Raw genomic sequence first — 26,656 nt, forward strand, 5'->3', positions numbered from 1 at the left:
TTCCCATTTAATGCTCCTATTAAAAGAAAATAAAAGGGCACCACTAAACACACCTATAGCGTCTCCTATCGGGGGTTTGAGGAGGGCTATAAGGGTGCTTAATGGCGCATACTGAACGGATATAGCTTCGATATTATTTCAGGTGATTAACCGTATACCTTTGAGTTGATAAGGCGAATGAGTGTTTCGTTGATTTGGGTGTGATATGCCTCTGCTTCCTGGATTTGACCGGTTGAACGTAGGTGATATGCCCTATCGGATAGGTCGTTGTAGTAGGTACACAGGTAGTCTTGGCTTTGGCCGAAAGTCTCAATGCACCATGAATGATCGTGTGGTTCTGGTGAAAAAGTGCTGGCCTGTGCTGAGCCGATGGTGGCAAGGCCACCGGCGAGCATGGTGACACCGGCGACGGTGATGGCTGCTTTTCTAATCTGCAAAATGGCACTCTCCTTATTGGGTAGTAACGGACAAAACATAATGGGGGTATCTGTCGATACGCTTAGAAACTTACTATTTTATAAGCAAAAATAAAATAGTTTTAAAGAAAATTTTCCCAATTTGAGGTACTGATCACTAATTTGAAATAAAGCTAATTGTTGGGGTATTTAAAGTGCTGCAATAATTGTGGATAATTCCGCTTTGTTTATGTGGTGATCTCGATATTGAAAATGATGTGACATGGGTCATGGGCTGGGGTTCTCGGGATGGGTGTAGTGACTGTGAAGTAGGCTACATATTTTTAATTCTGTGAGATTAGATCTCTTTGCGCTTCCTTGGAACCTTGTGGTCACAGTGGGGTGACCTGCGATTTTTTATTCTTTTGGGTGGTAAAAATATCAACCGGACGATGTATTGAAATTTCCTTTGGTTAGCCTAACTCGTATACAGTTAGCCTTATCTCACATCTGGCCCTCTAAGTAAAGGAAGACTTGTGCGCCTGTTCAAGAAAATCACAGCTGTGGCAGTGGCAATTGCTGCCAGTGGTGCTGCGCTTACTGCATGCAGCAATACATCAGACACCGCAACGGATGCTGCTGCGTCCGGTTCTGCTGCAGCACTGACCGTCACCGACGTTGCTGGTCGAACAGTGGAATTTGATAAACAACCAGAGCGCGTGCTGCTCGGTGAAGGCCGTGCCATGTTTGCGGCCTCCATTTTGAATAAGGAAAATCCAGGCGAGCACATCGTGGCCCTCGGCGAGGATCTGCATCAAGGTGCACCAAGCTTTGAGGCGAAACTCTTTGAGGCTCACCCAGAGATCAAAGACATCCCAGTGATCGGCCACATCGCCAAGGGCAACGTGTCTGTGGAAAACCTGTTGGCTTTCACCCCAGACGTTGTCGTGATGACCCTTGACCACAAGAAGGCCGCTGAGCAAAACGGCTTCCTTGCCAAGATGGATCAGGCCGGCATGAAGTACGTGTTCACCGACTTCCGCCAGAAGCCACTGGAAAACACCATCAAGTCGGTCGAGGTTTTGGGTGCGGTCCTCGGCGAGCGGGACAAGGCAAAGGAATTCAGTGAGTTCTACACCAAGAAGCGCGACGACATCATCGCTCGTGCAGAGAAGCTGGACAACAAGCCACGCACTCTGCTGTGGCGTGCTGCTGGTCTGAAGGACTGCTGCTCCACGGTGAAAAACTCCAATCTTGGTGACTTGGTCAACGCTGCTGGTGGCATAAACATTGGCGACACCTTGCTCGATACCGAGTCCGGCGATCTGACCGCTGAGAAGGTTATTGCTGAGCAGCCAGAAAAGATCATTGCAACCGGTGGCGCTTGGGCGAAAGACCCCAAGAAGCCTGAGGTTCTTCCTCATGTTGAGCTGGGCTACACCGCTACCGATGAGGTAGCAGAGCGTACCCTCGAAGGCCTGCTCAAGACCCCTGGCTTTAGCACCCTCGAGGCACCTAAGAAGGGTGACCTGCATGCGGTATTCCACCAGTTCTACGACTCCCCATACAACATCTTTGCTCTTGAGCAGTTCGCACAGTGGCTGCAACCAGAGGAATTCAAGGATCTGGACGCTGTGAAGGATTTCCAAGAGTTCCACAAGAAGTGGATGCCATTTGAGTTCTCGGGCGTGTTCTTCGTTACCGACAAGGTTGAAGCTAAATAAATGAGTGATGTAGTCGAGCAGTATCACAAGCGCTCACGCCGTAAGCTTCTTGCGATTGTGATACTCACAGTGTTGGCCATCGCGGCATTCGTGGTGGCCACTGTGGTGGGGCCGGTGAATCTTACTCCGGCCACCATGCTGAAGGGTATTATTCAGCCCGATAGTGTTGATCCCACCACACGTGCTGTGTTGTGGGATTTACGCCTGCCGGCGTCTGTTATGGCTGTGCTGATTGGTGCTGCGTTGTCGCTTGCGGGCGCTCATATGCAGACCATTTTGGATAATCCGTTGGCGGAGCCGTTTACCTTGGGTATTTCGGCGGCGGCGGCTTTCGGTGGCGCAGCGTCGATTGTTTTGGGCTGGGTGCTTATTCCGCATGCGCAGTTTAATTTGGCTGCGGTGGCGTGGGCGTCGTCGTTAGTTGCTGTGGTGATTGTGGCTGGTGCCGCGGTGTGGCGTGGTGCTGGCGCGGAGTCGATGATTTTGCTGGGCATTGCGTTGGTGTTTTTGTTCCAGGCGCTGTTGTCGTTGATGCAGTATCGTGCGACGACTGAGGCGTTGCAGCAGATCGTTTTTTGGACGATGGGTTCGCTGCAGCGGGCAACGTGGACTGCTAATGCGATCATTGCGGTGATGTTGGCGATTGCGATTCCGTACACGGTGGTCAACGCGTGGCGTCTGACAGCACTTCGGCTTGGCGACGCTCGCGCGGCCGCCTTGGGGATTAACGTGACAAGGCTGCGCGTGATTACTCTCGTGGTGGCGTCGCTATTGGCGGCAAGCGCGGTGGCGTTTGCTGGCATCATTGGCTTCATCGGCTTGGTTGGCCCCCACGTGGCCCGCATTTTGGTGGGCGAAGAGCAGCGGTTCTTCGCGCCAGCGTCGATGGCTGCGGGTGCGTTCCTGCTGGCTACGGCCCACGCGGTGTCTATTACGATGATCCCTGGTGTGGCGCTTCCTATCGGCATTATTACTGCGCTGGTGGGCGTTCCGTTCTTCGTGATCTTGGTGTTTACTCGCCGCCGCGCAATGTGGGGGTCTTAGCATGAGTTTGAGTATTTCTGACCTGCGAGTCTCCTATGGTCGTGGCCCGCGTACGCGCCATATTTTGAATGGTGTGAGCTTTGGCCCAGTGCCACTAGGAACGGTGACGGGCTTGTTGGGTCCTAACGCTGCTGGTAAATCCACGTTGATTAAGGCCATTGCTGGTTTGAAGGCCACCTCGGGTGGCACGCGCACCATCATGAGCAAAGGTGTGGAGGTGCCGCATCATGAGCTGCGCAATGTGGTGGGCTATGTGCCGCAGGATTTGTTGACCAGTGCGTCGTTGACGGCTTTTGAGTCTATTTTGGTGTCCGCGCGTAAGGGCTACGATCCGCTGTTGAGCTCTGGGGCGGTGATGGAACGCTTGGGTATTACTCCGCTGGCGGATCGCTACGTTTCGGAGTTGTCGGGTGGCCAGCGTCAGTTGGTTGCGGTGGCGCAGATGTTGGTGCGTCAGCCGGAGGTTTTGCTTCTCGACGAGCCCACGTCGGCTCTTGACCTGCGCCATCAGGTGGAGTTGCTCAAGTTGCTGCGTACTGAGGTGACCTCGCGGGAGTGCCTTGCTGTGGTGGCGTTGCATGATCTGAACCTGGCAGCACGGTATTGCGATCATTTGGTGGTGCTCAGTGGCGGCCATGTGATTGCCGAGGGCGCACCGAAGCAAGTGCTTACTTCTGACCTGTTGGAGCAGGTCTACGGGCTGCGTGCCCGTGTTCTTGACGACGCCGGAGTTCCGGTGGTCTGTCCCGTGGAGGATTAGGTCTTTCACTTCGCGGGCCGGCGGGAGTTGCTAGGCTGGGGTGCCTGAACCCCCGCTGTAACCACCACATCCCTAGGAGGGATTTGATCGTGCGACTTCTTAAGCCGGCCCTTGTTCTCGCCATTGCGGCGGGTATGACGCTTTCTGCCTGCGGTTCTGATTCTGCAACAAAAGACATCAGTGTTGCGGGCAGTGAGCTGTCGTTGGATAAGACGGCGCTGGTTGCGGATGCTTCGGGGGTGGAGGTTTCGCAGGCATTTTTCCCTGATGCCGACAAAGTAGATTCGGTTGTGGTGGCAGGTGACACCGCGCAGCATCGTTGGGAGGGCGCACAGGAGGCCATTAAGCGCGGGGTCCCCCTGCTTGTCGACGACTCCTCTAACACCGAGGCTATCAATGCCGAGATCGAACGGCTTGGGGTAAAAGATGTGGTTCGCATTGGTGATCCAGCGGCCCCTGTGCCACCAGCACCGGATCATCCGACCGATACCAGCATGGCACGCCAGATCACTGAGCTTTCTGCAGAACATGGTCACCTTGATGGTGGGGCAGTGGTGTTGGTTTCGCAGGCGACGTCGGCAGCAAGTGTTGCCACCGCTAAAGCCTCCGGCGCCACCGTGGAATACCTCTCTTCAGGTGACCCACGTGAATCCGCTACTTTGCAAAAAGATGCCCACGCCAAGGTAGTGGGCCTAGGGCCGAGCTTTAGCAATCAAGAGCGCTTCCATCGCGCAGTAGACATGTTGCAGAGCCCAGAAGTCCCAGGTGGCGGGCACTTGATTTTCCCCGAACATCGCCTCGTTGCTTTGTATGGTCACCCCTCTGGCGGTGCACTCGGTGTGATGGGCGAACAACCTGCTCCCGAGGCAGTGTCCAAGGTAAAAGAGCTTGCTGAGCACTATGCCGCCATCGATCCGCAGACCACCACTGTTCCTGCTTTTGAAATTATTGCCACCGTAGCCAGCGCAGATCCTGGCCCAGACGGCAACTACTCCAACGAGGGCACTATTGATGAGCTGCGTCCGTGGGTAGACGAGATTGGTAAAGCGGGCGGGTATGCGGTCCTTGATCTGCAGCCAGGCAACGCGAACTTCCTCGACCAAGCCAAGCAGTTCGAAGAGTTGCTCAAGCTTCCGCACGTGGGGCTTGCTCTTGATCCCGAGTGGCGGATCAATCTAGGTGAAAAGCCTATGGAGCGGGTGGGAAGCGTTGAGGCCGCTGAGATTAATAGCACGGCTGAGTGGCTTGCTGGCCTTGTTCGCGATAATAACCTGCCGCAAAAGCCCTTTGTGGTGCACCAGTTCCAGTGGCAGATGATCCGTGGTCGTGAGCAGCTTAATACCACCGCCCCTGAGTTGGCGTGGATCCTGCACGCTGACGGTCATGGTCCAGCGCGCGACAAGTTTGCCACTTGGGAGATGGTGCAGCAGGATCTGCAGCCGGAGTTCACTATGGCGTGGAAGAACTTTATTGATGAGGACACCCCGATGTTTACCCCGGAGCAAACTATGGATATTTATCCTCGCCCAGGGTTTGTCTCTTACCAATAACGGTATTGTGGTGGGCTATGGCTACTCGTATTGCTAAACCAGGCGAGCCAATCATCGAGTTCTTCGCTGATTGGCTCGACGGGATTTCCAATCCCACCAACCGTGCCACCGCCGAGCAGATTCTGACATGGGTGCACGAAGAATTCCCTGATCTGGGCTACCGTTTTGCGTGGAAACAACCCATGTTCACCCACCACGGCACGTTCATTATTGGGTTTAGTCCAGCGACCAATCACATTTCTTTTGCCCCTGAACGCGCAGGCATTGTGAAATGGGAGTCGCAGTTTAAACAACGGGGATTGTCTTACGGGAAGATGATGGTGCGATTGCCGTGGGACCAGCCGATTCCCTTCGAACTGCTGCGCGATGTGATCGCCTTTAACATCGAAGATAAACGCGATGTGACAAGCTTCTGGCGTAGGTAGCACAGGAGGACATGATGACTCACCCGGTGGTGGTGTGGTTCCGTGACGATCTACGCGTCCATGACAATCCAGCTCTTATGAAGGCATGGGAGCTTGTCCGCGCCAACCCTGCGGACCTGCATGCGGTCTACATTGTCAACGAGGTGGGGGTGCGTCCCTTGGGTGGGGCAGTCAAGTGGTGGCTGCACCATAGCCTGCTGGCATTGTCTGAGCAGCTGGCGCAGCGTGGCGTACGACTGCACGTGCTCTCCGGCGACCCGTTGACGCTGTTGCCGCAGCTAGTGACCTCCTGCGGTGCCACAGCGGTGACGATGAATCGGCGTTATGATCCCGCAGCACGCAGCATTGATGTTAGCTTTGCTGCAGATGCTCGCGCCCACGCTGTGGAGGTCTACGACTTCCCCTGCCACTTGCTGGCAGAACCAGGGGAGATCACCACCACAACGGGCGGCAGCTACAAGGTGTTTACGCCCTTTTCCCGTAACCTTCGTGACGCCATCGGTGACCTGCCCTTAGACACGCTTGTGGCACCTCCCAAGGCCGAACAGCCCATAGACGACACGGAAACCCAGGCCGCTATTGCGCAACTGGGCTGGGACGCGTGGTGGGCGGCGTCGATAAGCAAGGAGTGGACCCCAGGTGAACCCGCCGCACGCGAAGCCCTCGCCGAGCTCGACGGCATCCTCCCGCGCTACCTAGACGACCGCGACCGCCCCGACATCGACGGTACCTCTAGGCTAAGCCCCCGCCTGCGCTTCGGGGAACTCAGCGTCGCCGAAGTGTGGAATCACGCCCACACCTCGGAGGGGTTCCGCCGTCAACTTATGTGGCGGGATTTCGCCTGGCACCGCCTCGACGCGCACCCCGACATGGCCACCGCCAACATCCGCCCCGAATTTGACCGCTTCCCTTGGGACGGCGGTGACTTCGAAACCGAACTGAACGCTTGGTGCCACGGCCGCACCGGCATCGCGCTTGTCGACGCCGGCATGCGCGAACTATGGGCCACCGGAACCATGCACAACCGTGTGCGCATGGTTGCCGCATCCCTGCTGGTTAAAAACCTAGGAATCCATTGGCGGCACGGCGAGCAATGGTTCTGGGACACCCTCGTTGATGCCGACCCAGCGTCTAACCCCTTCAACTGGCAATGGGTAGCCGGCAGCGGTGACGACGCCGCCCCCTACTTCCGCATCTTCAACCCCGATACCCAAGCGCGCCGTTTCGACCCCGACGGCACCTACCGCAACCGCTGGCTGCCCATCATGAGCGCGGACTACCCCGAAGAGGCGATCGTAGACCTTAAAGAATCCCGACTTCGAGCCCTCGACGCCTATAACGCTTGTAAACGCTGAGTAATCAGATAGGTTAAGGGGTATGAGAAAACTGTATTATGCCTCGTTAACCTACCTCATTCTCGGGCTCGTAGCTGGGGTGTTCTACCGTGAATGGACCAAGGTGTTCAACGCCGTGGACCGCTCCCAGCTCAACACCTTGCACACCCACCTCCTCGTGCTAGGAACCTTCTTCTTCCTCATCGTATTGGCGCTAGACAAGGTGTTTAACCTCTCTGGCCAAAAGAAATTCCAGCAGTGGTTCATCTTCCACAATGTGGCCCTAGCGTGGACCACCATCGCCATGCTGGCCAACGGTCTCGTAGTAACCAGCGGTGGCATGTGGGGCCCAGCCCAATCCGGAATCTCAGGTCTAGGCCACATCCTGCTCACCGGCGGCTTCATCTGGTTCTTCAGTATGCTCAACACCGCCATCAAGCGTAGCGAAGCTAACCAGTAATAAACTGCTTCAGCTCCGCACGAGCAGCCTCTTCAAACTTGGCGGCTCACTGCGGATCAGAAGCAATAAACACCGGCAGCGCATTCACAAACGCCACGTTGGCGTCGATAGCGCACTGTGCATAAAACTTATCCGCCTCCTCTGAGCCCACCGCAAGATACGACACGAGGACGTCGACACGCTCATCCGAGCACCTGCACCACATCAAACGCGGCAACAAACTCAATATCGCCTACGTGATACTCCCTTGGCTTTGATAACAACCGAACATAAGCTTCACGGCGTACCCACTGCGCCGAAAGCATAACCGGCACCGAAGGTCAGTGCCAAGCCGAGAATGCCACCGATGGTCAGGCGAAGCACCGACTTTATTGGCGAGGTGCCGCCGATACGCGCTGAGATATAGCCGGTGATGGCCAAGGCCAGCAACGTCACAACGGTTACGGCAATCGCGCTGGCCACACGGGATAGATCTGGAATTAGGAGTACCGTGAGCAGCGGAAGCAGTGCGCCGAGCAGGAAGGATGCCGCCGAGGATACCGCAGCGTGAAGCGGGCTGGTGAGGTCATGGGGATCAATGCCGTACTCGATTTGCAGGTGAGCACGGAATGGATCATTGCGGCCAATCTCAATGGCGGCGCGGTAGGCAGTGGCAGTGCTCATGCCGTAGTTTTCAAGGATGCCGGCGATTTCTGCGCGCTCTTCACCTGGGGTGTGCAGGAGCTCGTTGTACTCTTGCTCCATGACCTTGTGTTCGTTGTCGCGCTGGGCAGACACGGATACGAACTCGCCGAGTGCCATGGATACGGCACCTGCGATGGTGGCTGCTACACCGGAAAGCAGCACCGTGGAGGTGCTGGCGTTGGTAGCGATCACGCCGAGCAGCAGGGCAGAGATGGACACAATGCCGTCGTTCGCTCCGAGGATGCCGGCGCGTAGCCAGTTCAGCTTGGAGTTGAGCCCCGATACGGCCACGGGGTCTAGGGCTGAGACTGTGGAGGAGAGGGTCCCCGGCAATGGTGGGAAATTCTTTTGCGTCATCGTTGCCTACCTTGGTCTTATGGTGCGAATCGGTGTCGCTTAGGCTTTATTGTGCTGCTATTTTTCTAGGGCTGCAAGGATTGAAACCCTAGCCTTAGCTGGGAATAGTTAGCCTTTCCACCCTTTCTATTTCGGCGATCACGATGCGTCGCACGCGAGGGTCATGTGGCATGTCCTCGTGCAAGATGATCGCGTGCTTAGACACTGCTTGCGCATAAATATTGTGCACAAGTTTTCCGCGAAGAAAACACGACTCTACCGGCTGGATAATGGTGTCGGATCGGGTGGCAATGCAGCTGTAATGCACCTGCGGCAGGGTATCGCCATGCTTATTGAGCTGTGCAATGAGTTCGCTATCGTGCAGCATTTCAAAGCCGCTAGCTCCAAAAAATCCGGTGATAAGGGAGTCGATCACTGCGGTACCGCGCGGTGTGCGCCCCAGTGGGGGACCGCAAGTGAAATGAGGTGGCTGACTTTGTCCGCACCGCCGAGGTTGTGCATCCAATAGCGTGCCAAAATCCCGCCTTGCGAATGCCCCACCACAATTGCTTTGTTGGCCTCGGTGACGGTCAAAACGGCGTCGATATATGCGCCTACTTGGGCCGCGGATTCCGCTACGGCTGCGGTGGAGCGCATCCCAAAATCCGGTGCCCACACGGCGTAGCCGAGACTGCGAAGCGTGTGCCCGAGCTCCATCCAATCACCTTTGGTTACTCCGGTTCCGTGGATCAGGATGACGGGGTAGGGGTGGCGTTTCGACGGCCGATCACGCCAGTCGTCCTCGAAGATTCCACGGGCGGGCAGGCGGGCGGAAAGCGGCAGGTGACGCTGAACAACTGCCATGCTTTCTCCTTGTACTATCAGTACGTAGGTGCCTTCACTGTTAGTGTAGTCACACCAATAATAATGATTTATCAATAAACCTTGAAAGGACTGTGCAATGTCCCTGACTGTTGCAGAAGCCATCGCTCAACGACGCGCCGTGCGCACGTACACCGACCAGCCCATCCCGGACGACATCCTCGACCGCGTTGTCGCCCAAGCCCTCGAAGCGCCTACTGCTTTTAACGCCCAGCGTGCCGACGTTGTGGTGGTGCGCGATCAGGCCGTTAAGGATGGACTTTTTGCTGCTTCTAAGCAAGCGCAGCTTCGCGACGCTCCCGTCGTGCTCGTGATCGTCGCTCGTGCCGATGCACCCACCGACCTACCTGATCTCCTCGGCGCGGATCGAGCCGAACATGTCAGTGGCTTCTTTGCACGTCTCGACGCAGCCGCTCTGCGCGAAACCGCACTGAAAGATGCCATGCTTGTCGCAGGTTTCGCCCTCATCGCAGCCCAAGGTGAGGGTCTTGCTACCTCGCCAACCACAGGTTGGAACGAAGCTAAAGTTCTCGAGGCTGTCGGACTTGGCGGGCGTGATGACCGCGCCGTAGGACTTGTTATCGCCATGGGTTATCCTGCCGAACAGCCGGTCCACCCCGGCCGCGAGGCAAGCCGCCGCGTCAACGATCACTACTAAAACATTATTTCCCTTTGATCCATCGGGTCCCCGATCCTCGTTGTGGACCTGAAGGATCAGTGTGTGCTTTTCCTCAACCCATGTTTGGACTGACGATTGCGGGGTTATCTGTGACTGATAATGATCGGTGGTTTTCGAGCTTTTTCACTGAGAAACCATTGCTTTCAAGAGCAAGCATTCGCTCGGTAGCTTCTTTTGAGGTGTTGGCGCTATGGAGCATGTCCGGGTTGAAACTGAGACTGAGCTCATGCAGTAAAAGTGTCCTCCGTATGAACATCCGGAATATCACGACCGCTGCCTAATAGCGCAGCCCATATTCGGTCGAAGCCACGAGAAGATTCTTCTGCGAGCCCCAACATTCTCATCGCTGACATGAGTCTGCTGTTTCGTGGAATAGATTGAGTCGTCAACATGCGATTGGGGGTAACGCCTACAGGGAGTGATCCTGGGGACCAAACTTTTAATGTTTGAGGTGATTGGTCAATAACTACTGGACGACTAAGTCGCCCATCTCGGTGAATGATCGCATTGGTAACAACCTCATCAACAGCAGTTTGAGGGAAAGCTGAAACTGCGATTTCTTGGCCATCGGAAAACTGGGTGCGCTTTATTTCCGTGTTTGTATTTTCAGTAATGCGACGCTTGAGTGAACTCAATGCGATGAGGAGCGGTTGGTCGTGGTCGGTTACTTCGGGATCGATACCCGGCTGCGCACGTTTGGTCTTTAAAGGTCTCCGGACCTCTTGGATGGTATCGGCTGTAATAGCTCGCCGTTGTTCTTCGGATAGCGGCTCACAATGAGAATCTACGCGTTTACTAGCCTGCCCTTTGGAGCGGGAATATAGGGAGAGCACCTCGGGGATGTAGATAACGATGAGCCGATTATTTTGATAACGAACTTCATGAACCTCGGGACGAAGATTTGGGCGAGTACCGTCGAAGATCTTCTTTGAATTCTAAAGTTTCTGACTTCAAAGAATCTGTAATGGATCCTTCTCAGATAGCATCTAGTGCATTTATGACATGAGCTGGGAGGGATGTGAGGTGGTTTTACTAGTGTTTTTGCAGCTAGGAGTAGTTGTTTTAAGTTGTTTGAAGTTGTTGTTGCGTGCCTACTGGGTTGATCGGAGGCTTCTCGGCATAGTGTTGTAGCTATGACTGGTCCACTTATTCTGCCGTTTAATGGCAAGGTTCCGCGTGTTCATGAGACTGCATTTATTGCTCCGAACGCCACTCTGATTGGTGATGTGACGATTGGGCCGCATGCTTCGGTGTTTTATGGTTGTGTGCTGCGTGCGGATATTAATTCGATTGTTGTGGGTGCGCGTACGAATATCCAGGATAATTCGGTGCTGCATGTTGATCGTGACGCTGCCTGCGTGCTGGGTGACGATGTCACGGTGGGACACATGGCGTTGGTGCATGGTTCCACTGTGGGCGATGGCACCTTGGTGGGTATGCATGCGGCATTGTTGTCGCGTTCGGTGGTAGGTGCTGGCAGTTTGATTGCTGCTGGTGCGGTGGTGCTGGAAGGTCAGGTGATTCCGGCGAAGTCGTTGGCTGCTGGGGTGCCGGCGAAGGTGCGTCGTGAGTTATCTGATGAGCAGTCTGCTGGGTTTATTCCCCATGCTGGCCGTTATGTTGAGGTAGCGGCTCAGCATGGGGAGTTGGGTGCTCCGCTCAGTGTGGAGGATGTTCGCTTCCGTTAGCGGGATGCGACGATGCGCTTTGCCAGTCCGAGTGGGTCTTCGATGAGGTGATCGAGGGCTACTGCTCGGGCGGCGGCGCGGGCGTTGTCCAGGTGGGTGGGGAAGACGCGGATTTCTATGTTGGGGTTGGTGGGGGAAGAGCGTAGTGCTTTGCCTACGGTTCGGGCGTCGTCGGGGTTGGAGAACGCGGAGCCTGCGAGCACGATGCTGTTGGGGGCGTGTTCAGCGACGAGGTGGACGGCTGCTTCGCTGAGCAGTGCGACGTCCTCCGAGGAGGTGTCGATGGGAACGGTGGTGATGCTGTCGGGGGTTTGTAGTGCTGCACCGGTGGAGTCGTCGGCGTAGAAGATGAGGGTGGTGCTGGGATGGTTGGGGTCTTGTGCTTGTTGTTCTGCACCGGCGATGGCGGTGGTCACGCTGGTGGCGGCGATCGGGACGGGGATTCGTTTGTAGAGTGCGCTGACGATGTCGAGGCGGTCCCATCCGAGATTGGCTGCGGTGACGAGCCCAGTGGGGGATACTCGGCCGGAGCTGGAGATTCCGATGCTGGCTAGTGGTAGTTCGGAGAGTGTGGTGAGTTCGGTGATGGCAGTTGTGATGGCATCGATGTAGGTATCGATGCTTGTCGACGCCGGCCGGATCTCAATCATCTTTTCCCGTAGGGCGATGCCTCGGGTGTTGTATGCGCCGATGTAGGTGGCGCGGGTGCCTACTGCGACACCGATGTGAACCCAGGGTGAAGGTGCAAGTTCGATGGGGATGGTGGGTCGCCCTGGTCCTTGAGGGATGGAGAGGTCGGGGCGTTCGCGAACGAGGTGCGCTTCCATGAGTGCGGCGACTGCGCGGGTGACGGTTGGTTGGGATTTACCCGATCCGTTGACCAGTGTTGCCCGTGTGACTGGTTGAAGGTGGCGGATGAGGTGCAAACATGAGGCAGCCGGGGAAATGGGCTTGGTAAAGGATGGCGTGTTCCTCAGTGTTCTGCGGTTCGGCATGCGTCAAATTTTAGGGGTTCATAGACCATCTTGTCTAAATTGGACGGCGTTTAAAAGTTTGGTAAATAGATGTTTTGAACTGCAAATATGTTTTAAATGCAACACCCCTATAGACTGACCGGTACACCTAGGGGTATATGACTGAGAAGAAAAAACAAAAGGTGAAAGTACACTTTTTGCATAAGCGTTATCAAGCGGCTTGAGGTTACATCTCAGCGACAAGGATGAATATAGTCCCGACATATTGGGGGTAACGGGGGTGAATTTCATGCTGTTGAAATATTGGCAATAAAAATATTGAACTTTAGGGAACTCTTGCCTTATTGTCGCCGACAACTACTGCGTTCCATTGCCACAACCCATCACAGAAAGCTGTTTATGGTTGCAACTTACACACCGGCCGACGAGAAGCGGGAAGCGTCGACACGCGCTTTGCCCCGCCACCTGCGACGACTGCACTTCTTCGCAGGCATCATCTGCGCGCCACTCATCTTCATCGCGTCGCTGACCGGCCTCGGCTACGCCTTCGGCCCTAGCCTGGATAAGGCCGTCTACTCCGAAGCCATCAACGTCACACCCAGCGGCGATGAGCTACCGCTAGAACGGATCGTTGACATCGCCCGCGCCACCCACCCCGATCTTGAACTCGCTGGTGTGCGCGTAGGCAATTCCGACCAAGCCACGCGCGTGATGTTTAACGACCCCGACCTGCCCAAAAACACCACGCAGAGCGTCTTTGTTAACCAATACACCGGCGACATCACCGGCGATATGCCACAATACGGCGGCTCAGCAGCACTTCCCATCCGCCACTGGCTCTCACTCGGACACCGCGATCTCTGGCTCGGTGAACCAGGCCGTCTTTACTCAGAAACCGCTGCCTCATGGCTCGGCGTTCTAGCCGTCAGTGGCGTGTACCTGTGGTGGAAACGCCAGCGCAAAGCCGGCCGCCTAGCTGCCATGCTGCGTATCGACGGCCGCGGCCGCACCCGCAACCTGCGCTGGCACGGCGCGATCGGCACCCTTGTAGCTGCCGGCATGATCTTTTTGACCATCACCGGATTGACATGGTCATCCGTAGCCGGCGACAACATCCGTCCGATTCGCACCGCCTTGAACTGGACTACGCCGTCGGTAAGCACGGCGCTCGGTGCGGCGGCCGAGCAAACCTCCGCCGATCCCCATGCTGAGCACGGCGGACATAGTGGACACAGCGGACACCATGCGCACATGGCGCAGGTCAACCTATCTGAGCAGGCACAACGCGTAGCAACCACCGCCGCCGGCGAACTGCGCACCCCCTTTACCGTCAAGCCCCCGAAGGAAGACGGCCACGCCTGGACCGCCGCAGAAGACCGCGTTGCTTATCGCGTGACCTACGATGCCCTGGCTGTCGACGGCTCCAACGGGCAGGTGACCAACCGCGTGGGCTTTGATCAGTGGTCATTGCCCGCAAAGCTCACTGCCTGGCTGATCGAATTGCACATGGGCACCCTGCTGGGCGTACCCAACCAAATTGCCCTCGGTCTGTTGGCTATTGGCCTGATCATCCTCGTGGTGCGTGGCTACCTGCTGTGGTTCCAGCGCCGTGGCACTGCGTGGGCCGGTAGTGCTCCTGCGCGCAGCGTGGATGGTGTGCGCGGGTATGGCGTACTTGGCTGGGTAGGCATTGCTTCCATGGTGATTTATGGCGTGGTGGCACCTCTATTCGGTATCACCTGTGTGGCGTTTTTGATCTGCAGCATGCTGTGGGATGTAGCGCGGCGCCGGCGCTAATGAGGCGAAGTGAGTAGTTTGTGCCAAAACTTTTTGAGGCTCGCAGCGTTTCCGCAGGTCGGAGATATAAGAAAAGATTTAATTTGGCACGAACTACTCACTCGCAACCAACACGGCAGTTATTGCACAATCCCAGTGGTGCCCTAAACTGTTTTCACATGAGCTTTTCCCCAGAACTGCCTGACTTTATGCAGGGCCTCGGCGTGTCCGTTCATGCCATGACAACAGCCGATGTCCCCGCGCACACGGATTCTGTTTTGCGTAACCTGAATCGTTTTGATCAGCGTTTTACCGCCGAAGATTTTGCCGTAGCGCCGCTGTCGGAGTACACCTTCTTTAACGAGGGTCGTGGTGATATTGGCATCGTGGTAGAAGATGCTTCTGGTGCCGTCGTGGGTACCATGTGCGTGCAGTTTATTAAGGGGTTGGCCTATCTCAACCCAGCGGTGCCGGAAATGACTCTTCGTCTTGACGAGCAATGGCGCGGCAAGGGGATTGGTGGTTGGCTGATTGAGCAGGCAACCGAGTATGGCCGTCTGAACGGTTGGCCGGGTATTGCGGTGAATGTGGAAAAGCAGTCGCCAGCTCGTCGCCTTTATGCGCACCATGATTTCGCTGCCCAGGACTGTGAGGTTGAGCATGGCGCTATCATGCTCAAGACCTTGAGTCCGAAGATTCGTAGTGTTGCTGTGTATTGCGGTTCTGCTGTGGGTGAGCGCCCTGAGTATGCGCAGGCTGCACGCGAGTTGGGTACTGCGCTGGCGCAGCGCGGTATCACCATGGTTTATGGTGGCGGCAGGCCAGGCTTGATGGGTATTGCTGCCGACGCTGCCATTGCCGCAGGTGGCAAGGTGCATGGTGTGATGCCGCATGCGCTTGTTGATCTAGAGCAGGCGCACCCAGGGTTGAGTGCGCTCGACATCACCGAGACGATGGCGCAGCGCAAGACGCGCATGGAAGAGCTTGCCGACGCCTTTGTGGTCCTGCCAGGTGGCATGGGCACTATGGAGGAAATGTTCCAGGTGTTGGTGCGTCAGCAACTAGGGCCGTATGCGGGGCCGGTGGCGTTGATGAACATTGAGGAGTTCTGGGATCCCTTTATTGCTGCATTGCGCACAATGAGTGAAGAGGGCTTTATTTCAGAGCGCTATATTGATGCATTGGTGATGGCGAAAGATTCTGAGGAGCTTTTCCAAGGCTTCAGCTCGTGGGTGAACCCTGGGCTGAAGTGGCTGTCCGACTAGACTGTCGAAGCATGAACACCCCACGGATTCCTTCTGCTCTCGACGCCTCCTGTGAGGCGTATGTGTACGATCTTGCTGCTGTTTCCCCCACCGAAGCTACCGCGTGGGGGATTAGTGGCTATGGCGATCAACTTCAAGATTTCTCCCCAGCGTATTGGGAAAAAGTTGCAGACCAGCATCGCAAACTTCTTCATGCCATCCCTGCAGACAACACCCTCGACTCGGTTGATCGTGTCACGGCTGCGGTGTTGCGGGATCGCCTCGGGGTGGAATTAGACATTGATGCGGCTGGCGATAACCTCGCAAAGCTCAACAATATTGAGTCGCCAGTGCAAACCATTCGCGACACCTTCTTGCTCATGCCGCAGGACACCGCCGAGCAGCGCGATGCGATTGCTGCACGCCTGACCCATCTCCCGCGAGCACTGGCTGGTTACAAGGAATCCCTGCAGGTGGCTGCCGCAGCAGGCAGGGTGGCAGCTGCACGCCAAGTACGGTGCGTAATCGAACAACTCACGGAACTTACCCAGCCGCAATCAATGCTGACGCAGCTGGGCGTATCAGGTGAGGCCGTGGAGCGCGCCCAAGCAGCCTGTGGGGAGATGGCGCAGTGGCTGCGCACCGAACTACTGCACAAAGCACCCGCCGAGGATGCCGTCGGCAGGGAGCGCTACCAGCGCCTAAGTCACCTCTTTGTTGGTGATGTAGTAGACCTTGACGACGCCTACCTGTGGGGTCAAGAACGCTTGCGGGAGATCGTCGATAAGCAAGAAGCTATCGCCGCCGAACTCTACGGTGCTGGTACCAGCGTCGTTGATGCCATGAAACGCCTCGATAGCGAAGAGCGTTACACCATCCACGGGGTGGACGCGCTCCAACAATGGATGCAAACCCAAGCCGACCGCGCCATCGCAGACCTCAACGGCATCCACTTTGCCATCCCTGAACCAGTGCGCACCATTGAAGCCAAAATCGATCCCGCGGGCACCGGCGGAATCTTCTACACCCCACCATCAGACGACTTCACCCGCCCAGGACGCATGTGGTGGTCGGTTCCCGCAGGTCAAGAAGAATTTCACACGTGGCAAGAACTCACTACCGTATTCCATGAAGCGGTACCAGGCCACCACCTGCAATGCGGACAAGCCACCTGCGAACGTGACAACCTCAACCTATGGCGACGCGTAGCCTGCTGGAATTCCGGACACGGCGAAGGCTGGGCCCTCTACGCCGAACAACTCATGGCCGAACTGGGATACCACGACGACCCCGGCACCATGATGGGCATGCTCGACGCACAACGCCTCCGCGCTGCCCGTGTCGTCCTTGACATTGGCGTGCACCTGCGCAAAACCACGCCCGATGGCGGTGTATGGGATGCCGCCTACGCTTGGGACTTCCTGCGCGCCAACGTGGCCATGGATGAGAAGAACCTTGCCTTCGAACTCGACCGCTACCTCGGCTGGCCAGGCCAAGCGCCATCCTATGCACTCGGCCAACGCCTCTGGCAAGATCTGCGCGACAGTGCCATCGCACAAGGAATGACCCTGCCGGAATTCCACAGCCGTGCGCTGGCGCTGGGGTCTATCCCCATGTCGATTCTGCGACGTGAGGTACTTCGCTAACCCACGATTTCCACTCTACCTGTTGCGCGCAATATAATGCGGTGTATGTCTGACCAACTGAAACTGGACCAGCAGATCTGTTTCCAGCTGTACACCGGATCGCGCCTCATGCAACGAATGTACCGCGTCTACTTCGACCAGTGGGGAATCACGTACTCCCAGTACTTGGTCCTATTGCTGCTATGGGAAAAAGATCGCCAGACCGTCAGTGAACTGTCAGACCCCCTCGACCTAGACAGCGGTACCCTCTCGCCACTACTGCGGCGCATGGAGGCCAATGGCTTTGTCACCCGCGAACACGAACAAAGCGACTACCGCAAAGTGGTCGTCTGCCTGACCACCCGCGGCCGCCGTCTGAAAGCCAAAGCCAAAAAAATGAACGACGAGCTCAACGACATGCTGGGCTTTGACGACGCCGACCTCGCCGCCGTCACCCGCGTTCTGGAAAAGATCAACCCCTCCGCAGCAATCTAATAAGCTGCGGCAGCCACCCCGCCAGCAACAACACACACAACAGGCGGATAATCTGCACGGCCACCACAATCGGGCCAGCACCGCCCTCGCTGGCAAGGGCAAGGACCGTCTCCAAACCACCAGGGCTGGTAGCCAAATACGCGTCGAAATAATCCACGCCCATGGTGGCGGCCAACGGCCACGCCGTGAGCGCACAACCACCCAGCAACACCACAATAAACATCACCGTTGCAGGTACTTGGCGGGCAAAAAACTTCAACGCAGCCACCGACAACCCACCGCCGCACATCCATCCAATGCACAAAAATGCAAAAATGCGCACATACATCGGCGGCGTGAAATCCACATGCGGCAACACCGCACTAGCTCCAACAACAAGAAGCAACGGGCCCAAAATCGACGGCACCGGAATCCGCAACATCGCCGCAATCCGATGGCCCACCACCGCTATTACGCACACAAGGGCAAGCGCCCACCAGGGCTGATCGCCACGCGGGGTAACCACATGATCCAACCCCGTCGGCGCAATCATATGCGCCACCAACGGCAACGACATCGACACAGCCACCAGTCGCAAATACTGCGACAATGCCACATACCGAAAATCTGCACCCAAATCCTGCGCCAACACCGGCATGACCGATGCTCCACCAGCCAACATCGACAAAATACCTGTCTCCTGGGAAATCAACGGCTGCGCCCGCGCCAACACCATGCCACCCACAATGCCAATCGCCAACGTGACAAACGTGGCCAGCAATCCCGGCAGCACGTAGCGTGCCAACAGCGCCGGGTCCGCAGTGGCCAACGGCAAGCCGGCCAAAATCCCGATAAAGCCACGACCGAGATTAAACACCTCCTTGTGGATCGGCAGCTCCGCACCACTGGCAATGGCCATCGTGGCGGAAACGAAGATCGCCCCAAGGATCCATGCCGCAGGAACGTGCACCATACTCAACACATATCCGGTTGCTACCGACGCCGGCACCACCAGCAGCCATCGCGCGGCAACACTGCTATTCCACGTCACTTTGTTAGTTCACAGCCTCATAGGAATCCTGGGTAATCACCACACCCTTGCCATCGGGCCTGCTGATCTTCAGTGAATCTGGTGCCGAGGAATCCACCAGCCACCCAGACTGCGGATCACCCACCACATAGCGGTGCTCTTTGTCTAAGTGTGCAAAACCCTGATCGCGCATCGGCGGCTGTTTGCCTGTTGCCGATACCGCAAACGGTTCCGCCTGCACCACCACAGTGGTGGCCTGCTCATGGGCGCCCTCCGTGTTCTTCCATGTGGTAACAAACTGCACCGGTGAACACTGGGCTTGGGCTGGGGTGAAATCACAAGCAAGGTCTACATCGCTGCTAAGGGCTACCACATAGCCGCCGGGCTGAATGGTTTCCGGTGCCGCCTGCTGGACCGACCCAGCCGACGAACAACCACACACCCCCAACGTCACCGCAGTAGCAATCGCAGTGGCCTGACAAACGGTAGTCAATCTCACGGTGCTCACCTCCACAAGCTTGGTTACCTCCGAGCGTAGTGTGTAACCACGAACAACGCTGACAGGGCGCAGAACACGAACAAAGGACAACACCCCATGGATCTAGGACTAAGCGGTTGGGCGATACTCACCTTTGGGGCGGCCGCCGCCGGTTGGGTCGACGCCGTCATTGGCGGCGGTGGATTGATTCTCATCCCACTCATCATGGCCGTAGCCCCAGGGCTGCTCCCAGCAAATGCGCTGGCCACAAACAAATTCGCAGCAGTCACCGGAACCTCCTCCGCGGCGGTAACCCTCGTGCGCAAAGTCGGGGTGGATACCTCCCTCACGTTACGAATGATCCCCGTGGCGGCCGTGTGTTCCGGAATGGGTGCGCTGATGGCGGCGTCGATAAGCAAAGATGTAATGCGGCCAATCGTTATCATATTGATGCTTATCGCTGGCCTCTTTGTTGCGCTTAGACCCGACTTTGGCCAAGGAAACAGCACCCACAAATCATGGGGACGTGCCGTGGCACTTATCGCCGTTGCCGCCATCGCGCTTTACGACGGCATCTTCGGGCCCGGCACCGGCATGTTCCTCATCATGGCCTTTACTGCCTTGCTTTCCCAAGACTTCATCCGCTCCGCAGCCCTGGCAAAAGTCATCAATACCGCCACCAACATCGGTGCCCTCTGCGTCTTCATCGCCGCAGGTCACATCCTCTGGAAACTCGGCATCATCCTTGCTATCGCCAACATTGCCGGGGCACAACTAGGAGCACGTACTGTCCTCGGTGGTGGCACCCGACTCCTGCGCGCAGCCTTGCTTACCCTCGTCGTCGTGATGAGTATCTACTTGGCGCAACAACAGTGGTTCAACGGATAGCCAACGGATCCTCCGGCCACGGGTGCTTGGGATAACGCCCACGCATATCGGAACGAACCTGCTGGTAGGGGCCTGCCCAAAAACTGTCCAACGTGTCGGTCACTGCAAGCGGGCGGCCAGCAGGCGACAACAAATGAAACTGAAGCGGGCGGCCACACACGATAGGAGACTCCAACAGGCCAAAACAATCCTGCAGCTTGGTGCTCAACACCGGTCGGTCACCCGCATAAGAAATACGGGCGCGCCTGCCATTCGGCAACTCAAGTACGGCAGGTGCCAGCTCGTCGAGGCGGGTGGCCTCCGGCCACGGCAAAAGGCGCTGAAGTGCTGGGTAGAGGTCGATTCGGGCGGCTGGGGTACCAGCGGCAAGGGCCGCGATCTCAGGGCCAAGCCACAGGGTGGGGTCGGCCGCATCAACATCCGGCCACGGTTCACCGTAATAGTCGTGGAGGTGGTGGAGGCGGTCGCGCAGCTCGGTAGCCTTCTCGGAGAATGTGAACAGATCAAGGCCATAGGTGCGGATTCCCTCGGCGAGAGCTTGTTCGGCAAGCTCACCCTCAACTTTCACATTGGTTGTGCCCAATGTTATTGCGCCGGCGTGACGGATGCGCGTGCCCCGCAGGGAGCCGTCGACAAGCGTGGCCTCGGTGCGCTCCGCAACGCCGATGATGTCTAAAGCGGTGGCCTCGCTGATAGGGGCAGCCGAGCGGATGACACTGCCACGATGCGTAAGAGACACCTGCGCAACCGCGAGCCACTCATGGCCGGCAAGCGTAGAAACTCCCAGATCAGCGCGGGACCCACCCGCCATAAGGTAACTATCGCCCTCGCGACGCGCTACGTTGTTAGGCCACGCCCGCCCGATCGCCTCACCGGGTGTGCACTTAGAATCGGGTACGAGCCCCGTTAACCGCGCCACCTCACGGGTAAAACGTGGCTGCTTGGACATTGCGGCAATGGCGCGGGGAATATCACCACGGGCATCAAGACTTAGTGCCGCAATCGTCGGTGCAGCCCCGCCACCACAACGCAGCAACGACGCACCCAGCCGAGGATCCGTGGGCAACGTAGCCAGCGTGCGACCAAGTTCAGTGATCTGGCCGGCGGCGTTAAGAGCCCCGATGTCGCGCAATGTATCCACTGCCTGCTCCCACGACCGCTCAGGAGGCGAAGTAAGTAGCGGGAACTGGGCAGGATCAGTACAACCCCACGCGGCCAAGAATAGTGCCGCCTGGGTCAGATCGGCGGAGCGGATCTCTGGGGTGACGTGATCGGGAAAGTGCTGAAACTCCGCCGCTGAGTACAGACGGTACACGGTGCCTGGGCCTTCGCGGCCAGCACGTCCCGCACGCTGGTCTGCTTGTGCCTGACTGGTGCTGGTGGTGACCAGTCCGGTGAGGTCGCGGGCGTGATCGCGTTTGGGAACACGGCTTAGGCCGGCGTCGATAACAATGCGCACGCCGGGCACGGTCAAAGAGCTTTCGGCTATCGACGTTGCCACCACGATCCGCTGCTGGCCAGCACGCAGCGCAGCGTCTTGCTCCGAACTGCTCAACTGCCCATGCAGAGGATAAACCGGAACGGATGTGCGCTGCTCCAAGGCGGATACTGTGCTGGTCACAGCGGCAATGGTGGGCAAGAATACGAGGGCGGAATCCGTGGAATGTGCCACCGCACGCTGGGTAACTGTGCACACATGATCCATGTATGAGCGGCTCAGTGCTATGCGCTCGGCGGCAGGCTGATAATGCAACTCTAGGGGGTGGATCTCCGCGTGGGTTTCCACGATAGGTGCTGGGTGTTCTGGGCTCAGTAGCTCAGCAAAACGTGGGGCGTCGACGGTTGCCGACATTGCGATGATCGTGAGATCGTCGCGAAGCTCTCGTAGCTCAACAAGCATGCCAAGAACAAGGTCGGTGTCGAGCTGACGCTCATGCACCTCATCGACCACCACGGCGGACACCCCGTCGAGCTCCGGATTAGAAATCAGCCTGCGCAACAGCACACCTGGGGTGACAAACTCCACGAGGTCGCCCCGAGAACGCTCACCGCGGATGGTGTAGCCCACGCGATGGGCGGTGAGGTGCTCGCAGCTGTTGCGGTCAAGTTGTTCAAGGTGGTGTGCAGCGGCGCGAACAGCCACCCTGCGTGGGGCCACCACGATCACCTTGCCGCCAGTTACATTGTGTGCAATGGGTGGAACAAGGGTGGTTTTACCGGTGCCAGGTGGGGCTTGTACCACCGCCATGCGATGGGTGCGCAGGGCGCTGATAAGCGTCGTGGTGGACTGTGCGACGGGCAGACCGGCGCCGATAACAGAAAGATTAAAGCTCATAAGTGGTGTGGGGATTGGTGGTGTGTATAGCTCGGGCAGGGTTGCCGTAGGCGATGGTGACCCCAGGTAAAACGATCACGCCAGCCCCTAGCCATGCCTGCTTGCCGACGACAATCGGGTGGGCGATTTCCCAGCCGGCGGTGCGCATATTGGCGTTGTAATCAAAAACCAACTCTGCGGTGCGAGCTATAGACTGCGTGATCTCAGGTGATACCGGCATATGCCACCGTTGGGCGCGCTGGTCGGCCATCGTAGCTAGGGTATGCGGATCAAAGCTCATGATGGCTAGGTTAGTGGGTATGCCAGATCTTTTCAGTGATAGCGGTTGGGGTAGTGGTGAGCTGCCACGGGTGCTGCGCCCTGGTCTTGTTCACCTGCCACGTTGGATGGGGTTGGACCAGCAGTTCGCCGTGGTGCAGCAGTGCCGTGAGATCGCGCGTTCGATGGCAGGTACTCCGCTTGCGATGCACCGGCAGCAGTGGGCGTCTGGCACGATGAGCGCCTATTTGATGTCCTTGGGGTTGCACTGGGAATACCGTACCTACCAGTATGTTTCTCAGTGGGGTGGGGTGGCTGTCCCGCCTATTCCTGTGGAGTTTTCGGCGCTGGCGCATGAAGTTTTGCGCGCTGCTGCGGGTGTTGACGACTCCCTTGCCGCGTGGGTGGATTCTTATCGCATTGATACGACTTTGGTGAATTATTATCCGCCGAGCGCTGGGATGGGGATGCACCAAGATGCGTTTGAGGATTCCCGTGCACCGGTGGTGTCGTTGTCTATTGGAGATTCGGCGGTGTTTCGGGCGGGCAATGGTGTGAATCGGCAGCGTCCGTGGCAGGACGTGGTGTTGGGGAGCGGGGATGCGGTGGTGTTTGGTGGACCGTCGCGAGACATGTTTCATTCGGTGGTGCGGCTGCACGAGGGCACGGCACCGACGCGATGTGGGGTGTCTCAGGGGCGGATAAATCTGACATTTCGGCAGGTAAAGCTATAGTTTCCCCCTGTTTTACCCCCGTGTGTTGGAGGGATGTTTTAGCCTCGCTGTCATGAACGGTATGGATCTTATTTCTTGTGATGATGGTCGGGTACGCCCTGCGTGGGCGGTGGGGGATGCGCTGTTGCGTCATTATTACGACTATGAGTGGGGTGCACCGGTTCATTCGGAGTCGGGGTTGTTTGAGCGATTAGCGCTAGAGGGGTTCCAGTCGGGGTTGAGTTGGCGGACGGTGCTGCAGAAGCGCGCTGCTTTTCGGGAGGTTTTCTGGGGGTTTGATGCGGATCGGGTGGCGTGCATGACGGAGGCGGATGTGCAGGCATTGCTTGTCGACGCCCGCCTGATCCGTAACCGGCGCAAAATCATGGCGGTGGTCAATAACGCTCGTGCTGTGATTGATCTGCGTGAGCATGGTGGCTTGGATGAGGTGTTGTGGTCGTTTGCGCCGGCGCAGCATACTCCTCCTCTTACGGTGGCGGATATCCCTTCGCAGACGGTGGAGTCTCGGGCGATGGCTAAAGAGTTGAAACGTCATGGTTTTCAATTTGTTGGTCCTACCACCTGCTATGCCACCATGCAGGCAGTGGGGATGGTGGATGATCGCCCCCGTGGCGCGTCGCCACTTCTCGTGGAAAGCTAGTGCCATGTCGAATCAACATGTGGTTAATGAGAAAAAGATTGCGGTTGTTACCGGTGCCTCCTCGGGTATTGGTGAGGCTGCCGCGCGTGCGCTTGCGGCCGATGGTTGGCATGTGATCGTAGCGGCGCGTCGCAAGCATCTCCTAGACGTTCTAGCGGCGGAGATTGTGGGGACGGCTATTGAGCTGGATGTAACTAGCGATGAGTCGGTGGCTGCGTTTGCGGCGCAGATTCCGCGATGTGACCTGCTGGTGAATAACGCGGGAGGCGCATTAGGGCTTGATCCCATTGCTCAGGCCAATCTTGACGACTGGCAGTGGATGTATAACACCAACGTGTTAGGCACATTGCGGGTAACGAGGTCTCTGCTTGATGTGTTGAGCAGCAGTAATGGTCTGATTATTAACATCAGCTCGATCGCCGGTATCGTGCCCTATGCCGGTGGCGCTGACTATAACGCTGCCAAGTTTGGGGTATCTGCCATGGATAAGGTCATGCGCATTGAGTTCCAAGAACGGAGTATCCGTGTGGCAGAAATCAACCCGGGGCGTGTGCACACTGACTTCTCGCTGGTGCGGTTTAAAGGTGACCAGCAGGCAGCCAATGCTGTCTATGAGGGCAAGGTGAATCTCACCGCGGCTGATATTGCGGAAACGATCCGGTGGGTGGCCTCGTTGCCTGCGCATGTCAACATTGACCGGCTTGTGATCACCCCACAGGATCAGGTGATCTAGCTCTACCGCTATGACTCTTTCGGCGTTTGGTGCATTAGCTGCCGTGTGGGCTGCAGATTGTATGCATGGGTACTAAGAATCGGCACTTAGGCATGTGGTGTGCGCTAGGTGTGATGACGGGTAACACGATATGGATTGTGGGATCCCTGTTGGGGTTTGCGGCAGTGTTAGCTGCTAGGCCAGAGATCGTGCACTTTATTCAATTAGTTGGTGGGCTTTATATCGCGTGGATGGGTATGTCCTCTGTGCGGTCTGGGGGACTCGCTGGTCGGCACTGCGGGCAGGGGTGGCAACGAATCTGTCTAATCCCAAAGCCGTGGTGTTTTTCTCCTCGATATTCGCACAGTTTGTCAACCCCAATATGGGGACTATGTGGACTATTGCGATAGCAGCGTTTCTGATCGTTAGCGGTCTAGCGTGGTTTATCGGCCTTGCGTGTGTCGTGAGGGTGGCAGCCAGCGCTTTAATGAGCAATAGTGCATGGATTGATCTTGGCGCGGGCGTAATTTTCCTCGCCGTAGGTGTAATCATGGCCATTGAAGGAGTTGCCAGAATTGTGAGTTAAGACACTTTAAGCTTTTTAATGTGTGCTAGTCTGCGACATAAGAGAGGATGCACTGCACCCGCAGCGTGCCCCCGTCCAACGTTGTCTATTCAAGAGGAGAACACACGCAATGCGTACACCACACCGTCAAGGACACACACGCTGGACCAAACTCCCACTCGTGTTCGCAGTAGGAACGCTCAGTGCCGCCATGCTGGCAGCATGTGGATCAGATACCGCAACCGATACCACCGACGGCTCTGCAGGACCTTCTAGCCCAGCAGCAGCCTCGGCCACACCAACCACAGCCGACGCACTCTCAGGGCGAATCGTCGGCGCCGAAGACGCCCCCGAAGGTCTTACCCATGAGGACTTCTACGCCATGTTCGGCTCCGCAGAAGAAACCCCCAAAGACACCATCACCCCACCAGAGTGCGAACCCCTCATCTTTGACAGCCACACCATGTTCAACTGGGGGTCTCAAGCCCGTGGCACCACCGCAGTATCCATGTACAGTAGCGCCGGCGGCGATCAAACAGCCTTCGTCAAACTCGAAGAAGACGCAGCAGGGCCGGTACCAGACGCAGGTGCTTGCGCCACCGTTACCTCAGAAAACACCTCAGCCTTAGGCAACTCGCGTACCACCTATGCCATTGCACCAAAACAACTCCCAGTAGAAGGTGCAGACAGTGTCGTGGTCGTTGACCAAAATCTCCAAGGCTTAACCCTCGACGACGCTGATATGAGCGGTGCGCGCGCTGGGGAACGCACCACAGTGGTCATTGCGCAAGCGCACGGACACACCATTACCGCAGTGGGAACCGGTGATATTCCTGACCAAGCGATCACCGACTTGGTTAACAAACAAATCCACAAACTTGCCAGCTAATAAGCTGCGTAAGCCAACAATTGCTCCGACAAGGAGATACTCACGATTGTTACCACGACACCTACTGTTGAAG

26 protein-coding genes and 4 pseudogenes are annotated in these 26,656 nt (G+C 57.0%); 20 read left to right on the forward strand and 10 right to left on the reverse strand.

The window, feature by feature from the left end:
• Positions 1–146 precede the first annotated feature (146 nt).
• A complete protein-coding gene (locus tag CIP100161_RS00560; RefSeq protein ID WP_155871175.1) occupies positions 147–437 on the reverse strand; it encodes a hypothetical protein in 291 nt (96 codons plus the stop codon).
• 494 nt (positions 438–931) lie between these two features.
• Between CIP100161_RS00560 and CIP100161_RS00565 the strand changes: the two genes are divergently transcribed.
• The 7 genes from CIP100161_RS00565 to CIP100161_RS00595 all read left to right on the forward strand — a co-directional run bounded on the left by CIP100161_RS00565 (position 932) and on the right by CIP100161_RS00595 (position 7,692).
• Positions 932–2,119, forward strand: a complete 1,188-nt coding sequence (locus CIP100161_RS00565) for an ABC transporter substrate-binding protein (RefSeq protein WP_155871176.1) — start codon at positions 932–934, stop codon at positions 2,117–2,119.
• Complete coding sequence (locus CIP100161_RS00570) at positions 2,120–3,163, forward strand: FecCD family ABC transporter permease (RefSeq protein ID WP_155871177.1); 1,044 nt, start codon at positions 2,120–2,122, stop codon at positions 3,161–3,163.
• Position 3,164: 1 nt separating this feature from the next.
• Complete coding sequence (locus tag CIP100161_RS00575) at positions 3,165–3,923, forward strand: ABC transporter ATP-binding protein (protein ID WP_155871178.1); 759 nt, start codon at positions 3,165–3,167, stop codon at positions 3,921–3,923.
• A gap of 89 nt (positions 3,924–4,012) precedes the next feature.
• Positions 4,013–5,473 carry a hypothetical protein gene (locus CIP100161_RS00580; RefSeq protein WP_155871179.1) on the forward strand — a complete coding sequence of 487 codons (1,461 nt, stop codon included), beginning with the start codon at positions 4,013–4,015 and terminating at the stop codon, positions 5,471–5,473.
• 17 nt (positions 5,474–5,490) lie between these two features.
• A complete protein-coding gene (locus CIP100161_RS00585; protein ID WP_155871180.1) occupies positions 5,491–5,898 on the forward strand; it encodes an iron chaperone in 408 nt (135 codons plus the stop codon).
• A 14-nt stretch (positions 5,899–5,912) separates the two neighbouring features.
• A complete protein-coding gene (locus CIP100161_RS00590; protein WP_155874483.1) occupies positions 5,913–7,253 on the forward strand; it encodes a cryptochrome/photolyase family protein in 1,341 nt (446 codons plus the stop codon).
• A gap of 22 nt (positions 7,254–7,275) precedes the next feature.
• Complete coding sequence (locus tag CIP100161_RS00595) at positions 7,276–7,692, forward strand: DUF2871 domain-containing protein (RefSeq protein ID WP_155871181.1); 417 nt, start codon at positions 7,276–7,278, stop codon at positions 7,690–7,692.
• 49 nt (positions 7,693–7,741) lie between these two features.
• On the opposite strand, the pseudogene CIP100161_RS00600 reads toward CIP100161_RS00595, so the two are convergent.
• The 3 genes and pseudogenes from CIP100161_RS00600 to CIP100161_RS00610 form a co-directional block, all read right to left on the reverse strand.
• A pseudogene (locus tag CIP100161_RS00600) lies at positions 7,742–7,879 on the reverse strand (inositol-3-phosphate synthase); the annotation flags it as partial.
• A gap of 89 nt (positions 7,880–7,968) precedes the next feature.
• On the reverse strand, positions 7,969–8,733 hold the full coding sequence (locus tag CIP100161_RS00605) for a VIT1/CCC1 transporter family protein (RefSeq protein WP_155871182.1): 765 nt from the start codon (positions 8,731–8,733) through the stop codon (positions 7,969–7,971).
• A gap of 94 nt (positions 8,734–8,827) precedes the next feature.
• Positions 8,828–9,576, reverse strand: a pseudogene (locus CIP100161_RS00610) (esterase/lipase family protein).
• Between the two features lie 97 nt (positions 9,577–9,673).
• Here CIP100161_RS00610 and CIP100161_RS00615 point away from each other — a divergent pair.
• Complete coding sequence (locus tag CIP100161_RS00615) at positions 9,674–10,252, forward strand: nitroreductase family protein (RefSeq protein WP_155871183.1); 579 nt, start codon at positions 9,674–9,676, stop codon at positions 10,250–10,252.
• A 4-nt stretch (positions 10,253–10,256) separates the two neighbouring features.
• Here CIP100161_RS00615 and CIP100161_RS12405 read toward each other — a convergent pair.
• Positions 10,257–11,272, reverse strand: a pseudogene (locus tag CIP100161_RS12405) (ATP-binding protein).
• A gap of 134 nt (positions 11,273–11,406) precedes the next feature.
• On the opposite strand from CIP100161_RS12405, the gene CIP100161_RS00625 reads away from it, so the two are divergent.
• Positions 11,407–11,961, forward strand: coding sequence for a gamma carbonic anhydrase family protein (locus CIP100161_RS00625; protein WP_014316148.1), 555 nt, complete (start codon positions 11,407–11,409; stop codon positions 11,959–11,961).
• On the opposite strand, the gene CIP100161_RS00630 is transcribed toward CIP100161_RS00625, so the two are convergent.
• The gene (locus CIP100161_RS00630) at positions 11,958–12,956 is read right to left on the reverse strand and encodes an ROK family protein (RefSeq protein ID WP_155871184.1); all 999 of its coding nucleotides are present in this window, start codon (positions 12,954–12,956) and stop codon (positions 11,958–11,960) included. The genes CIP100161_RS00625 and CIP100161_RS00630 overlap by 4 nt on opposite strands.
• Before the next feature lie 378 nt (positions 12,957–13,334).
• On the opposite strand from CIP100161_RS00630, the gene CIP100161_RS00635 reads away from it, so the two are divergent.
• Genes CIP100161_RS00635 through CIP100161_RS00650 form a run of 4 tightly spaced genes read left to right on the forward strand, consistent with a single transcriptional unit; the run spans position 13,335 to position 18,075 of the window.
• Positions 13,335–14,732, forward strand: coding sequence for a PepSY-associated TM helix domain-containing protein (locus CIP100161_RS00635; RefSeq protein WP_155871185.1), 1,398 nt, complete (start codon positions 13,335–13,337; stop codon positions 14,730–14,732).
• Between the two features lie 20 nt (positions 14,733–14,752).
• Complete coding sequence (locus tag CIP100161_RS00640; protein ID WP_155871186.1) at positions 14,753–15,976, forward strand: TIGR00730 family Rossman fold protein; 1,224 nt, start codon at positions 14,753–14,755, stop codon at positions 15,974–15,976.
• A gap of 11 nt (positions 15,977–15,987) precedes the next feature.
• The gene (locus tag CIP100161_RS00645; RefSeq protein ID WP_155871187.1) at positions 15,988–17,601 is read left to right on the forward strand and encodes a DUF885 domain-containing protein; all 1,614 of its coding nucleotides are present in this window, start codon (positions 15,988–15,990) and stop codon (positions 17,599–17,601) included.
• Between the two features lie 36 nt (positions 17,602–17,637).
• Positions 17,638–18,075: a MarR family winged helix-turn-helix transcriptional regulator gene (locus tag CIP100161_RS00650; protein WP_155871188.1), complete on the forward strand. Its 438-nt coding sequence runs from the start codon at positions 17,638–17,640 to the stop codon at positions 18,073–18,075.
• On the opposite strand, the gene CIP100161_RS00655 is transcribed toward CIP100161_RS00650, so the two are convergent.
• Both CIP100161_RS00655 and CIP100161_RS00660 read right to left on the reverse strand, forming a co-directional pair.
• Positions 18,053–19,105, reverse strand: coding sequence for an AbrB family transcriptional regulator (locus tag CIP100161_RS00655; RefSeq protein ID WP_155871189.1), 1,053 nt, complete (start codon positions 19,103–19,105; stop codon positions 18,053–18,055). The two genes, CIP100161_RS00650 and CIP100161_RS00655, sit on opposite strands and share 23 nt — an antisense overlap.
• 4 nt (positions 19,106–19,109) lie before the next feature.
• On the reverse strand, positions 19,110–19,685 hold the full coding sequence (locus CIP100161_RS00660) for a hypothetical protein (RefSeq protein ID WP_155871190.1): 576 nt from the start codon (positions 19,683–19,685) through the stop codon (positions 19,110–19,112).
• On the opposite strand from CIP100161_RS00660, the gene CIP100161_RS00665 reads away from it, so the two are divergent.
• Positions 19,680–20,450 carry a TSUP family transporter gene (locus tag CIP100161_RS00665; protein ID WP_155871191.1) on the forward strand — a complete coding sequence of 257 codons (771 nt, stop codon included), beginning with the start codon at positions 19,680–19,682 and terminating at the stop codon, positions 20,448–20,450. The genes CIP100161_RS00660 and CIP100161_RS00665 overlap by 6 nt on opposite strands.
• Here the strand turns inward: CIP100161_RS00665 and hrpB are convergent.
• Positions 20,440–22,785 (reverse strand): ATP-dependent helicase HrpB, encoded by a 2,346-nt coding sequence (gene hrpB, locus CIP100161_RS00670; RefSeq protein ID WP_155871192.1) that lies wholly within the window; start codon positions 22,783–22,785, stop codon positions 20,440–20,442. The two genes, CIP100161_RS00665 and hrpB, sit on opposite strands and share 11 nt — an antisense overlap.
• The gene (locus tag CIP100161_RS00675; RefSeq protein ID WP_232053023.1) at positions 22,775–23,065 is read right to left on the reverse strand and encodes an LbetaH domain-containing protein; all 291 of its coding nucleotides are present in this window, start codon (positions 23,063–23,065) and stop codon (positions 22,775–22,777) included. The genes hrpB and CIP100161_RS00675 overlap by 11 nt, the downstream gene beginning before the upstream one ends.
• A 19-nt stretch (positions 23,066–23,084) precedes the next feature.
• Here CIP100161_RS00675 and CIP100161_RS00680 point away from each other — a divergent pair, with 19 nt between their 5' ends.
• The 6 genes and pseudogenes from CIP100161_RS00680 to CIP100161_RS00705 all read left to right on the forward strand — a co-directional run bounded on the left by CIP100161_RS00680 (position 23,085) and on the right by CIP100161_RS00705 (position 26,583).
• Positions 23,085–23,777, forward strand: a complete 693-nt coding sequence (locus CIP100161_RS00680; RefSeq protein ID WP_155874484.1) for an alpha-ketoglutarate-dependent dioxygenase AlkB — start codon at positions 23,085–23,087, stop codon at positions 23,775–23,777.
• 52 nt (positions 23,778–23,829) lie between these two features.
• Positions 23,830–24,417 carry a DNA-3-methyladenine glycosylase I gene (locus tag CIP100161_RS00685; protein ID WP_166443130.1) on the forward strand — a complete coding sequence of 196 codons (588 nt, stop codon included), beginning with the start codon at positions 23,830–23,832 and terminating at the stop codon, positions 24,415–24,417.
• A 4-nt stretch (positions 24,418–24,421) separates the two neighbouring features.
• Positions 24,422–25,150: an SDR family NAD(P)-dependent oxidoreductase gene (locus CIP100161_RS00690; RefSeq protein ID WP_155871194.1), complete on the forward strand. Its 729-nt coding sequence runs from the start codon at positions 24,422–24,424 to the stop codon at positions 25,148–25,150.
• Between the two features lie 113 nt (positions 25,151–25,263).
• Positions 25,264–25,344: pseudogene (locus CIP100161_RS12325) on the forward strand (LysE family translocator); the annotation flags it as partial.
• Positions 25,345–25,376: 32 nt separating this feature from the next.
• Positions 25,377–25,715, forward strand: a complete 339-nt coding sequence (locus CIP100161_RS11985) for a LysE family transporter (protein ID WP_269472933.1) — start codon at positions 25,377–25,379, stop codon at positions 25,713–25,715.
• Between the two features lie 109 nt (positions 25,716–25,824).
• Positions 25,825–26,583, forward strand: a complete 759-nt coding sequence (locus tag CIP100161_RS00705) for a hypothetical protein (RefSeq protein ID WP_155871196.1) — start codon at positions 25,825–25,827, stop codon at positions 26,581–26,583.
• The last annotated feature ends 73 nt before the right edge of the window (positions 26,584–26,656 follow it).

This window comes from Corynebacterium rouxii (assembly GCF_902702935.1).
GTDB lineage: Bacteria > Actinomycetota > Actinomycetes > Mycobacteriales > Mycobacteriaceae > Corynebacterium > Corynebacterium rouxii.